Raw genomic sequence first — 12,330 nt, forward strand, 5'->3', positions numbered from 1 at the left:
TCTCACTGACCGATCGCATCGAGAAACTGGTACCAGCCGGCGACCATGCGCACGGCGGGCTCACGCAGCGGATAGAACGGAATCGCCTTCATGCGCCTGATATCGAGCAGGCCGACCTCGGGCGTCTCGCCGCGCACGAAGGCGGCGAGATAGCGGCCCATCAGGCTCGACATTGCGACACCGGCGCCATTGTAGCCCATCGAGACCAACGTGCGGTCGTCGAGCCGGCCGATATGCGGCACCTGGTCCAGCGTCATCGCGACGAGGCCCGACCATTTGTAGGCGAGCGGGATATCGGCGAGATCCGGAAAAATGCCGACCATCGCCTTGCGCAACGCATCAAACGCCGGTTCGGAGTCCTGCTTGCCGAAGGCGCCGCGGCCGCCGAAGATCACGCGATTGTCGACCATGCGGAACCAGCGCATCATGCGCTTGGTCTCGGTATAGGTTCGCCCAGTCGGCATCAGCTTTCCGGCGAGATTGCGCGGCAGCCTGTCGGTGGCGATGATGGCGCTGCGGAACGGGATCAGCGTGCGCTGCATCTGCGCGGTGGCATCGGTCAGATCCGAATAGCTGTTGGTGGCGATGATCGCCTGCTTCGCCCGCACCGCGCCTTTCGGCGTCTCGGCGACGATGCCGCCGTTCTCCCGCCGGAGTTTGAGCACCGGCGACTCCTGGAAGATGGGAACGCCGCGGCGCGCGACGCCGTCGGCAAGGCCGCGCAGATAGTTCAGCGGATGAATGCCGCCCGAACCGGGATTGAGCACGCCGCCGACAAAGATGTCGGAGCCGGTCTCCTCGCGCACGCCGCGCTTGTCGAGGATGCGAACCGCGGCCGAGCCCATCTCGCGCGTCATCCAGTTGGCTTCGTCGATCGCGGCCTTCAGTGTCGTCTCGTTATGCGCCGCCTTGACCTGGCCGGTGCGCGTGAGCTGAGCGCTGGTGATGCCGAACTCGGAGACGAGCTCTTCGACCATGTCGGTCGATTCATGCGCGATCTCGTACATGCGCCGCGCCATGGCGCGGCCGTGCACGGCATCGATCTCGCGGAACGAGAGGCGGAATTTCGCGGTGATCACCCCACCATTGCGGCCGCTCGCGCCCCAGCCGGGGCGGTTGGCCTCTAACACGACCGGCGCGAGCCCGCTTCTGGCGATGTGGTGCGCGGCGGAGAGGCCGGTGTAGCCCGCGCCGATGATCACCACATCCGCCTGTCGCTCGCCCGACAGGACCGGAAACTCGCGCGCCGGCTCGGCCGTGGCGGCCCACAGCGAATTGGCTGACGGCAGCGCGCTCCAGTCCCGTGTCATGCCCGCGCTCACGGACTCAGGCCGCCGGGCCGATGGCGGCGTCGGCGAGCGCCTTCAGCGTCGGATAATGGAAGTCCGGCTTGGTCAGCGTCTCCACCGCCGGCGTGCCGCCGAAGCCGGCAATGCCCTGGCGGCGCTCGATCCAGCACACCTTGTAGCCGAGCTTCCGCGCGATCCCGATGTCGTGGTACTGGCTCTGCGCGACGTGCAGGATGTCGGACTGCTTGTAGCCGAAGGCGGACTGGCGACCCTTGTTGTAGGCGAAGAATTCCGGGTTCGGCTTGGCCACGCCGGTCTCGTCGGCGCAGACCGTGTCGTCGAAGGGATTGCCGAGCGCATGCGCGTAACAAGAGAGCGCAACGCGGTCGGCATTGGTCATCGCGACCAGCCGGAATTTGGTGCGCAGGCGCTTGAGCGCCTCGACCGAGTCCGGAAACGGTCCCCAGCGCAGCACGGCGAGCTGGAACATGTCGCAGGACGCATCGTCGGCCGGCAGCCCGAGCTCCTTGGCGAGATAGCGGTAGACGTGGAACATCACCTCGCTCGAGCGCTCGTAATGCTTGTCACGACCGCGCTTGTAGGATTCGAAGATCTGGTCGTCGCTGAGCTCGGCTGGCGTCTTGCCGGAGATCCTGCGCACCGCGGCGAGCACGCCAGTCTCGAAATCGATCAAGGTGCCGACGACGTCGAAGGTGAGAACCTTGAAATTGCTGAACGCGGCTTGGGTCGACATATCAGTTTCTTCTCTCAGGTTGCAACAAGGCTTCAGTCCACCCTGGGCACCACGATGGTGTCCTCGGGGTGAAGGGTGACGGTGAGACTGCCGCCGAGCGGCGGAATGCGGCTGTAGGCCTGATGGTAGCTCGGCTGGCGCAGGCTGAGCGCGATGCCGCCTTCCAGCGCCAGGAAGACACGCAGGCTCTCGCCCTGATAGACGATGTCGGTGACCGTGCCGGTCAGCCGGTTGCAGGCGGCATCCTGTACGCCGTCGTCGATCAGCAATTTTTCGCTGTGCACGGCGAGCATCAGCGCATCGCCATCCGGAATGGCGCGGGCGCTGCGCAGCAGCGCGTTACCGAGCGCGACGCAGGCCGCATCGACGCGGCGAACGGGCAGCATCGTCGCTTCCCCGATGAAACTCGCGACAAAGGAATTTGCGGGATGATCGTGCAACCGCTCGGGCACGTCGATCTGGATCAGCCTGCCGTCCTTCATCACGGCGACCCGATCGCTCATGGTCAGCGCCTCACGCTGGTCATGAGTGACGTAGATGATGGTGGCGCCGATGCGCTTGTGCAGCGCGCGCAGCTCGATCTGCATGGATTCGCGCAGCTGCTTGTCGAGCGCGGAGAGCGGCTCGTCCATCAGGATCAGCCGCGGCTCGAAGATCATGGCGCGGGCCAGCGCCACGCGCTGGCGCTGGCCGCCGGAAAGCTGCGCGATGCCGCGCGCCTCATAGCCGGCGAGGCCGACCATCGCGAGCGCCGCGCGCACCTTGTCGGGCCAGCTCGCTTTCGGCAGCCGGCGCGCGCGCAAAGGAAAGGCGACGTTCTCGCCGACGCTCATATGCGGGAACAGCGCGTAGTTCTGGAACACGACGCCGAGATCGCGCTTGTGCGGCGGCATCCAGGTGACGTCGCGGCCGCCGAAGAGAATTGTTCCGCTCGATGGCAGGATGAAGCCGCCCAAAATGCCGAGCAGTGTGGTCTTGCCGGAACCGGAGGGACCGAGCAGCGAGACGAACTCGCCCGCGCCGACATTGAGGGACACGTCATCGAGGGCGCGAACCGCGCCGTACGTCTTGCTCGCGGACCTGATCTCGACGCTTTCCGCTCGCTTGTCCAACGATCGACCCTCGCCACGTCCGTGTGATGGCGTGCCTCACTGCGCGCCATAAGCCTGCTTTATAGACAGGGATTCCGAGCACTCACGGACGAAGCGTGCACCGCACCAAATCTTCCTCCGCAGGCCCTGTCTTTTGGGCTGTCATGCCAATGACACCAGACTTGGCAAAACTCGGCAATTGCCAAATTCTCACGCGGCTCATAACATGACGTTATGCCCGAGCTGCGCCGCATGCTGCCGTCCAGCAACGCCCTGTTCGTCTTTGACGCGGCGGCGCGCAATGGCAGCTTCACCGCGGCGGCCGCAGAATTGAACGTTACGCAGCCGGCGGTGAGCCGGATGCTCGGCCAGCTCGAGGAGCATCTCGGCGTTCGCCTGTTCGATCGCACGGCCGGACGCGCGGTGCTCACCGAAGAAGGCGAACTGCTGTATCGCCGCGTGCTCGAAGGCTTCCGCAGCATCGAGAGCGGCCTCGTGGAAATCGAACGGCGGCGCAAGGGCACCGAGACGGTGACGCTGTCGGTCTCCTCCGCCTTCACCACGCATTGGCTGATGCCGCGCATCGACAAGCTCCAGAAGCAGTTTCCGCAGGTCGATCTCCGCTTCCAGCTGATCTCCGGCGCGCTGCGCGGGCCGGTGGACAATGTCGATCTCGGCATGCGCTTTCGCGATCGCGACGAGCCGTCGTCCGGCGGCACGCTGATCATGAAGGAAGTCATGCTGCCGATGTGCAGCCCCGGCTATCTCGGCGAGACCGATCCCGCTGAAGGCAACACCATCATCCGCCTTGCCGAGACGCCGGGCGACTGGGCCGCCGATTATGCATCGCTCCTCACCGGGCGCCGCGGCGCGGCCAAGGCGCTGAGCTTCACCGACTATGCCGTGGTGGTGCAGGCCGCGCTGCTCGGCCAGGGCATCGCGCTCGGCTGGCTGACGGTGGCCTCGCACTGGCTTCTCACCGGCGCGCTGGTGCCGGCCTCCGACACCCTCACCACCACGCGCCGCGTCTGCGAATTCCTGCCGCCGCGCAACCGGCCGATGCGCCCCATCGCCGTCGAGATCCGCGACTGGATCATCGCCCAGATGAAAAGCGAGATCGCGGCGATTGACCGGCTCTATCCGAAACTCGGCGCGATGGCAGCGTGCTATTGAGGACGCGTTGGGGTGAGGCACCACTCCCTCCACGTCATTGCGAGCGCAGCGAAGCAATCCAGAGCCTTTCCGCGGAGCGATTCTGGATTGCTTCGCTACGCTCGCAATGACGATGTGGATAGAGCTTTGGTCCTACCGATGCTCGATCGCGCGGATGGCGCCGCGGAGTTCGGCTAGGCCGCGCAGGCGACCGATCGCGGTGTAGCCGGGATTGGTGCGCTTGGTGGCGGCGAGATCGTCGAGCATGCGGTGGCCGTGATCGGGACGGAATACGATCCTTTTGTCTCGTGAACGCCGCGCGTTCTCCTTTAGCAGCGCCTTGAGCACTGCGACCATGTCGACGTCGCCGTCGAGATGATCGGACTCGTAGAACGACAGGCCGTCGGCCTCGCGCTTGGTCGCGCGCAGATGGGCAAAGGCGATGCGAGGGCCAAAGCGCTCTGCCATTTCAGGCAGATTGTTCTCAGGCCGCACGCCGAGTGAGCCCGTGCACAGGCAGATGCCGTTGGCCTTGGACGGCACGGCGTCGAACAGCGCCTGATAGTCCTCGGCGGTCGAGGCAACGCGCGGCAGGCCGAACAGCGGGCGCGGCGGATCATCCGGATGCAGCGTCAGCGATACGCCGAGCTGCTCGGCGACCGGCGCGACACGGCCCAGGAATTCGGCGAGATGCTGCCGCAGGATCGCCGGCGTGATGTCGCGATAGGTTTCCAGCCGGTCGCGGAATTGCGGGATGGTCATCGGCTCGGTGGTCGAGCCCGGCAGCGCGCTGGCGATGACCATCACGAGATAGTCGATGTCGGCCTGGCTCATCTGATCGAACAGCTTTTTCGCGCGGGCCTGCTGCTCCGGCGAATACTCCTGCACGGCGGCAGGTCGCTTGAGGATATGCAGCTCGAAGGCGGCAAAGCGGTCCTGGTCGAAGCGCATGGCACGGGCGCCGTTCGGCAGCTCCCATTCCAGATCGGTGCGGCACCAGTCGACGACAGGCATGAAATTGTAGCAGATGATCTTGATGCCGGCGCTAGCGACAGCCTCCAGACTTGCGATCCACGCCTCGATCGACTTCGTCGCCTTGCCCCCGAGCCGCTTGACGTCGTCGGGGATCGGAATCGATTCCACCACCGACCAGGTCAGTGGCGAGCGGCCGGGCTGACCCTTCTCGATGAAATTCTTGCGCTCCTCGACCGCCTTGCGCGTCCAGGCTTCGCCGATCGGCACCTGATGCAGCGCGGAGACAATGTCCGTCGCGCCGGCCTGCCTGACATCGTCGAGCGACACGGGATCATCGGGCCCGTACCAGCGCCATCCCTCCAGCATCATGCCAGTTCTCCAATCAGTTCGCGGTCAGCACGACCTTGACGCTCTGCGAGCGGTCGAGTGCCAGCCTGAGTGCGTCGGGCGCGGTCGACAGCGGCCGTTCGGCGGTGACCAGCGACAGCACGTCGACGCTGCCGGCCGCGATCAGTTCCACCGCCGTCATGAACTCGAAGCCAAAGCGGAACGAGCCGCGCAGGTCGATCTCCTTCGCCATCACCGCGTTCGATGGCGTCGGGATCTGCCCGCCCGGCAGATTGCCGATCTGCACCACGACGCCGCCGCGCCGCACGATGCCGATCGCGCTCGCAAGACCCGCGGCCGTGCCGGAGACCTCGAACGCAACGTCATAGGGACGCGAAGCGGCCTGCGCCTTCAGACCCTCCTCCCCGCCCGAGACGTTCTCGACATGCGAGGCGCCGAGCCGGGTTGCGAAAGCCAGCGGCGCCGGCGCGATGTCGGCCACCGTGACATCAGTCATGCCGGCGCGATGTGCGGCGAGCATGGTCAGAAGCCCGATCGGGCCGGCGCCGAAGATGATGCCGCGCTTGCCCTCGATGTTGCCGGCGCGCGCGACCGCATGCAGGCAGACCGCGAGCGGCTCGGCCAGCGCCGCAGCCTGATAGGACACGTGATCCGGGATCTTCACGCACTGCGCCGGGATCGCATCGAAGTAATTGGCGAAGCCGCCCTGCATGTGCGGCGTCTTCGAGGCCGAGCCCATGAAGTAGATGTTCTCGCAGAGGTTCGGCCGGCCTTCGCGGCAGGCGACGCAATGGCCGCACCAGCGCGACGGATTGACCGCGACGCGGTCACCGACCTTCAGGTTCGCCGTGGCACCGGAGATCTCCACGACCTCACCGGAAATCTCGTGGCCCAGCACCAGCGGCGACTTCACCACGAAATCGCCGGTGCGGGCGTGACGGAAATAATGCATGTCCGAACCGCAGATGCCGCCGGCGCCGAAGCGGATGCGCACCATGCCGTCTGCGAGCTTGTCGAGCGGATGCTCGATCATGCGCAGGTCTTCGGGACCGAACAGGGTTGCGGCGAGAGCAGTGGAGGTCATTTGGAGAGTCCCATGTATTTTGGCAGCCAGAGGGTCAGGTCGGGAATGTAGGTGATCGCGATCAGCGCGAGCATCAGCGGTACCAGCCAAGGCAGGATCGCCACCGTCGTGCGCTCGACCGAGAGCCTTGCCACGCGGGCAAGCACGAACAGCACCATGCCGAGCGGCGGGTGCAGCAGGCCGATCATCAGGTTCAGCGTCATGATCAGGCCGAAGTGAATGGGATCGATGCCGAGCTTGAGCACAATCGGCAGCAGGATCGGCACCAAAATGGTGATCGCCGCCGTGGTGTCGATGAAGCAGCCGACGAACAGGATCAGGACGTTGGCGAGTGCCAGGAACACCCATTTGTTGTGGGTGACGCTGAGCATCCAGTCCGACAACGTCTGCGCGGCCTGTGACACCGTCAGCAGCCAGGCGAAGATCGAGGCTGCCGTGACGATAAACAGCACCGAGGCCGTGGTCTCGATGGTGTCGAAGGTCGCCTTCGCCACCGTTTGCAGCGTCATGGTGCGGTAGCGGATGAGGCCGAGGAACAGCGACCAGATCACGGCGGCGACCGCGGCTTCCGTCGGCGTGAACCAGCCGAGCGTCATGCCGCCGATCAGGATCACCGGCGCCATCAGCGCCATCACCGCCGAGAAGTCGAAATACCAGTCGATCACGAGCAGCGTGCCGAGACCGATGACCACGGCCAAGTTGACCGAAAGACCGGCCAGCACCATCAGCCAGATCGCGAGGGGGAACGAGAGCACGATGACGATCTCGAGCCCGGCCGAGCCGAGCTGCGGCCAGGAGAACGGCGTATCGCTGCCCCATTTGTTCTTGTGCGCGAAATAGGTGACGGTGGCCATCATGAACAGGGTCAGGACGATGCCGGGAATGACGCCGCCGAGAAACAGCGCGCCGATCGAGACGTTCGCCATCATGCCGTAGATCACGAAGGGCAGCGACGGCGGGATGATCGGCCCGAGCGTCGCCGAGGCTGCGGTGACGCCGACCGAGAACTCGGTGGAATAACCGTGGTCCTTCATCGCCTTGATCTCGATGGTGCCGAGACCGGCGGCGTCCGCGATCGCGGTGCCGGACATGCCGGAGAAGATCACCGAGCCGATGATGTTGACGTGACCGAGACCGCCGCGCATCCACCCGACCAGCGCGACGGCGAATTTGTAAATGCGCCCGGTGACGCCGGCAATGTTCATGAGGTTGCCGGCCAGGATGAAGAACGGCACGGCAAGCAGCGGAAAGCTCTCGACGCCGGCGATCATGCGCTGCGCCAGCGTGACATCAGGCGTCACGCCGCTGACCAGGATGTAGAGCAGCGACGACGCGGCCATGGCAATCGCCACGGGAACGCCGAGCAGCATCAGGATGAGAAAGCCTCCGAGCAACAGCAGCATGATGTTATATCTCCGATCCGTCGTAGGCACCGGGACGTTCGAGGACCGAATAACCCTGCCGCCAGTGTTGCAGCGCCGCCTGCACCGCGCGAAGGAACATCAGCACGAAACCGAGCAGCACGGCGTAATAGACATAGTTCTTGGGGAAGTTGATCGTGGTCATCTGCTCGTCGCCGATGATCTGGATGTAGACCCAGACCAGCTTGGTGGCGTAGCCGAAGAAGGCGATCCGGATCAGGTCGATCAGCGTCGACAGCGCACGGCCCACGGGCCGCGGCAGATAGCGATAGACGAGATCGACCTGGATGTGCCGCGACAGCCGCACGCACATCGCGGCGCCGATGAAGACCACGCCGATCAGGCAATAGGTCGCGATCTCCTCGGTCCAGGCGTAGCTGTCGTTGAGCACATACCGGGTGAAGAACTGGAGGAAGACGGCGAGCGCCATCACCCAGAAGATCGCCAGCGCCACCCAATCCTCGAACGCGTAGATGCCGAGATCGACCTTCGGTGTCGCCTCCTCCTCGAAGGTGTGGGCGATCTCGTCCGCGGTGATCTGCCGGTGTATTTCGGCGGTCGACATGGGGTTGCTCCTCAAACGTCTCAATCGTCATTCCGGGCGGCTCGAAGAGCCGAACCCGGAATCTCGAAGTTTCCGGATTCGACGCTTACGCGTCGCTCCGGAACGACGGGCATCGGTTACTTGACCGCCTGAATCCGCTCCCAGTCGGCCTTGCGATAACCAAAGGTCTCGAACGCGACGTTCTTCAGCACGGTGTCGCGGAACTCGTTCTTGTCGACCTCGGTCACGCTCAAGCCCTTCTCCTTGAAGAAGGCGACCAGCTTGGCCTCGTTCTGCTTGATCTCTCCGGTGGCCTTGGCGGCGGCTTCCTGCGCCACGTCGGTGAAGATCTTCTTGTCCTCGTCGGAGAGCTTCTTCCACAGCGCGCCGGCCACCACCGTGTTGAGGTGATCGACGATATGGCCAGTCAGCACGATGTGCTTCTGCACCTCGTAGAACTTCTTGGCCTCGATCGTCGTCAGCGGATTCTCCTGCGCCTCGACGGTGCCGTTCTGGAGCGCGAGATAGACTTCGGCGAACGCGATCGGCGCGGTGTTGGCGCCGCAGGCGCGCGGCATTGCCAGATAGGCCGGCACGTCGGGCACGCGGATCTTCAGGCCCTTCATGTCGGCGCAGGTCTTGATTGGCTTGTTCGACGAGGTCTGGCGCACGCCGTAATAGGTCACCGCGACGATGTGGTGGCCGCTCTTGTCCTCATAGCCCTTGGCGAGCTCCTTGAAGATGTCGCTCTTGGTATAGGCGAGCAGATGATCGGCGTCGCGGAAGGTGTAGGGATAGTAGGTCACGCCGATCGGGGGGAAGCTCTTGGCCGCGAAGCTCGAGCCGGAGATGATGATGTCGACCGAGCCGAGTGACAGGCCCTGGTTGATGTCGGCCTCCTTGCCGAGCTGGGAGGCCGGATAGACCTCGATCTGATAGCGCCCGTTGGTGCGCTTGCCGATCTCCTGCGCAGCCCAGACCGAGGCGGTGTGGAACGGCTCCGAGGTCTCATAGACATGGGCCCATTTGAGCTTGGTCTGCGCCATGCCTGCATTGGTCGCAGCCAGCAGCGCAGCGGCGGAGAGTGCCGCGGCAATCGTCATCTTCTTCAACATCGACTTTTCCTCCATCGTTCAAGTCTGCTTCTTGTTCGCCCGCGCCGACAGGGATGCGGGCCGCCCAATCTCATCGCCGCCGCGCGTGGCTGCTCGCAGTCCGCGTCTTCGGCGCATGTTTCGGTTTCGACGGTTTTGCCGCAGGTCGCACCGTGCTGCCGCGTCCGGACGACGATCCTGCCGCGTTCTCGGCGCCAAAATTCTGCGCAAAGCGTTCCTGTGAGCGCGCCAGATGAACGCGCATGGCATCGCGCGCGGCGTCCGGATCATGCGCGACGATCGCGTCGCGCACGGCGCGATGCTCGTCGAGCGCCGTGCGCCACGTGCCCGGGCTCTCGAAATAATGCGCAAGCTGCGCGAAATAGGGATTGAGGCGCTGGTCGAACAGCTCGCCGACCACGCGCACCAGAACGGCGTTGCCAAGACTGCCGGCGATCGCGACGTGAAATGCGCGGTCGTAGACCATCGAGGCTTCGCCGGGATGCTCGACATTCTCCATCGCGACAAGGGACGCATCGATGCGGGCGATATCGTCCTTTGTCGCCACGCGCGCGGCCTGTTCGGCGATGGCGCTTTCCAGGAATTCGCGGGCGCGCAGCAGCTCGAACGGGCCTTCGATGACGGAAGCGGGTGCCGGTGCCGCAACGGCAGCGGGCTCGATCACGTAGATGCCGGACCCGACGCGGATGCGGAGGCGGCCTTCGACCTCGAGCGCGATCAGGGCTTCGCGCACCGTCGGCCGCGACACCTTGAGCTGCTCGGCGAGCTCACGCTCGGTCGGCAAGCGGCTGCCGACCGCGTACTCGCCGCTGTCGATCAGGCCTCGCAATTGATCGGCGACTTGGCGATAGAGCCGTCTCGCCTCCACAGCTTCCAGCGGCACGCTGGTCCTCCCGAAAGGATCGCGCGACGCACCTCAAGCACCCCGCGACCGGCCAATTTTGGAAAATTGGTCTTACCAATTGACCGGAGCATTGACCGAGGACGGGCGCCATGTCAAGCAGCGGCAAAGCAAAGGGGAGACGTCCATGCGCCTTAATTCGACGCGCCTTGGCCGCGCCAATCTCGACCGGCTGCCACCTCGCATCCGCCGCCCGGCCTATGACCGCTCGCGCGTCACGCCCGGAATCGTGCATCTTGGTCTCGGCGCATTTCATCGCGCGCATCAGGCCGTCGTCATCGACGATTGCCTTGCGGCAGGCAGCGCGTCTTGGGGCATCGTCGGCGCGAGCCTGCGCAGCCCGGATACGCGCGATGCCCTCGCCCCACAGGACCACCTCTACACCGTCGCCATACGGTCGGCCGAAGGCACCGAGCACCGCGTCATCGGCGCGCTGCTCGACAGTGTCGTCGCGCGCGAAAATCCTTCGCGGCTGGTCGGGCGGATGGGCGATCCCGCCATTCGCATCGTCTCCCTGACCGTCACCGAGAAGGGCTATTGCCACACGCCGCAGACCGGCGATCTCGACGAGCGGCATCCCGACATCGTGCATGATCTCAACAATTTCGACGCGCCGCGCTCGGCGCCCGGCTTCATCGTGGCTGCGCTGGCGCGCCGGCGCGCACAGGGTCTTTCGCCCTTCACCGTGCTGTGCTGCGACAACCTCGCCGCCAACGGTCACACCGTGCAGCGGATCGTGACGCAGTTCGCCGCGCTGCGGTCGAAGGAGCTCGGCAAGTGGATCGCGGATGCGGTCGCTTTCCCCTCGACCATGGTCGACCGCATCGTGCCGGAAACCACGGATGCCGACCGGGAAGCGGTGTCATCCGCGCTGGGCTTTCACGACGCCTGGCCTGTGATGACCGAGCCGTTTACGCAATGGGTGGTCGAGGACCGCTTCACGGCGGGCCGGCCCGATCTCGCCGCCGCGGGCGTCGAGCTCGTCAGCGACGTCAAGCCGTTCGAGCTGATGAAGCTGCGGCTGCTCAACGCCAGCCATTCGGCACTGGCCTATCTCGGCTATCTCTCGGGCTACGAGACCATCGCCGACACCATGCAGGACCCGCATTTCGCGCGCCTCGCCGCGCAGGTGATGGAAGAAGCCGCGGTGACGCTGACAATGCCTTCAGGTACCGACCTTGCCGCCTATCGCGCCTCGCTGCTCAAGCGCTTCGCCAATCCTGCACTTCACCACCGCACCTGGCAGATCGCGATGGACGGCTCGCAAAAGCTGCCGCAGCGCCTGCTCGGCGCGATGCAGGATCGCCTGCGCCAGGATTTGCCGATCGCAACCCATGCGCTCGCAGTGGCCGGCTGGATGCGCTACGTCACCGGCCTCGACGAGCAGGGCCGCGCCATCGACGTGCGCGATCCCCTTGCCGCCGAGTTTGCAGCGCTGGCGCGCGAGGCGGGTCCCGTCGCCGAACGGCTCGCACCCGCATTGCTCGCCGTCGCGAAGGTGTTCGGGCCGCTTGGCGCCGAGCCGCGCCTGCGCGAGGCGGTGACCGCGGCGCTCGGCCGTCTCTATAAGGATGGCGCACGGCGGGCGGTGGCGACGCACGCCTCGGCGTGACTGGCGAAACCGGTCATGCTGCACTGCGGTCAAAATTGACGGAA

11 protein-coding genes are annotated in these 12,330 nt (G+C 65.3%); 2 read left to right on the forward strand and 9 right to left on the reverse strand.

What is annotated here, in order from left to right; all coding sequences use genetic code 11:
* Positions 1–2: 2 nt before the first annotated feature.
* The 3 genes from BLV07_RS03725 to BLV07_RS03735 are packed head-to-tail and all read right to left on the reverse strand — an operon-like array spanning position 3 to position 3,155.
* The gene (locus tag BLV07_RS03725; RefSeq protein ID WP_176945321.1) at positions 3–1,310 is read right to left on the reverse strand and encodes an NAD(P)/FAD-dependent oxidoreductase; all 1,308 of its coding nucleotides are present in this window, start codon (positions 1,308–1,310) and stop codon (positions 3–5) included.
* A gap of 16 nt (positions 1,311–1,326) precedes the next feature.
* Complete coding sequence (locus tag BLV07_RS03730) at positions 1,327–2,043, reverse strand: HAD family hydrolase (RefSeq protein ID WP_091879782.1); 717 nt, start codon at positions 2,041–2,043, stop codon at positions 1,327–1,329.
* Positions 2,044–2,075: 32 nt separating this feature from the next.
* Positions 2,076–3,155 carry an ABC transporter ATP-binding protein gene (locus tag BLV07_RS03735; RefSeq protein WP_091879785.1) on the reverse strand — a complete coding sequence of 360 codons (1,080 nt, stop codon included), beginning with the start codon at positions 3,153–3,155 and terminating at the stop codon, positions 2,076–2,078.
* A gap of 213 nt (positions 3,156–3,368) precedes the next feature.
* Here BLV07_RS03735 and BLV07_RS03740 point away from each other — a divergent pair, with 213 nt between their 5' ends.
* Entirely contained in the window at positions 3,369–4,307 is a 939-nt protein-coding gene (locus BLV07_RS03740) for a LysR family transcriptional regulator (protein ID WP_091879789.1), read from the forward strand.
* 132 nt (positions 4,308–4,439) lie between these two features.
* On the opposite strand, the gene uxuA is transcribed toward BLV07_RS03740, so the two are convergent.
* From uxuA to BLV07_RS03770, 6 genes are all read right to left on the reverse strand, one after another.
* Positions 4,440–5,630 carry a mannonate dehydratase gene (gene uxuA / locus BLV07_RS03745; RefSeq protein ID WP_091879793.1) on the reverse strand — a complete coding sequence of 397 codons (1,191 nt, stop codon included), beginning with the start codon at positions 5,628–5,630 and terminating at the stop codon, positions 4,440–4,442.
* Between the two features lie 13 nt (positions 5,631–5,643).
* Positions 5,644–6,693 (reverse strand): L-idonate 5-dehydrogenase, encoded by a 1,050-nt coding sequence (locus BLV07_RS03750; protein WP_091879796.1) that lies wholly within the window; start codon positions 6,691–6,693, stop codon positions 5,644–5,646.
* The gene (locus BLV07_RS03755) at positions 6,690–8,096 is read right to left on the reverse strand and encodes a TRAP transporter large permease (RefSeq protein ID WP_091879798.1); all 1,407 of its coding nucleotides are present in this window, start codon (positions 8,094–8,096) and stop codon (positions 6,690–6,692) included. The genes BLV07_RS03750 and BLV07_RS03755 overlap by 4 nt, the downstream gene beginning before the upstream one ends.
* Before the next feature lie 4 nt (positions 8,097–8,100).
* Complete coding sequence (locus BLV07_RS03760; RefSeq protein WP_091879801.1) at positions 8,101–8,679, reverse strand: TRAP transporter small permease; 579 nt, start codon at positions 8,677–8,679, stop codon at positions 8,101–8,103.
* A 116-nt stretch (positions 8,680–8,795) separates the two neighbouring features.
* The gene (locus BLV07_RS03765; protein ID WP_176945322.1) at positions 8,796–9,773 is read right to left on the reverse strand and encodes a sialic acid TRAP transporter substrate-binding protein SiaP; all 978 of its coding nucleotides are present in this window, start codon (positions 9,771–9,773) and stop codon (positions 8,796–8,798) included.
* A gap of 70 nt (positions 9,774–9,843) precedes the next feature.
* Positions 9,844–10,656, reverse strand: a complete 813-nt coding sequence (locus BLV07_RS03770) for a FadR/GntR family transcriptional regulator (RefSeq protein WP_091879807.1) — start codon at positions 10,654–10,656, stop codon at positions 9,844–9,846.
* A gap of 145 nt (positions 10,657–10,801) precedes the next feature.
* On the opposite strand from BLV07_RS03770, the gene BLV07_RS03775 reads away from it, so the two are divergent.
* Positions 10,802–12,286: a mannitol dehydrogenase family protein gene (locus tag BLV07_RS03775; protein ID WP_091880373.1), complete on the forward strand. Its 1,485-nt coding sequence runs from the start codon at positions 10,802–10,804 to the stop codon at positions 12,284–12,286.
* Positions 12,287–12,330 lie beyond the last annotated feature (44 nt).

The organism is Bradyrhizobium sp. Rc2d (genome assembly GCF_900099855.1).
In the GTDB taxonomy this organism is placed as follows: Bacteria; Pseudomonadota; Alphaproteobacteria; order Rhizobiales; family Xanthobacteraceae; genus Bradyrhizobium.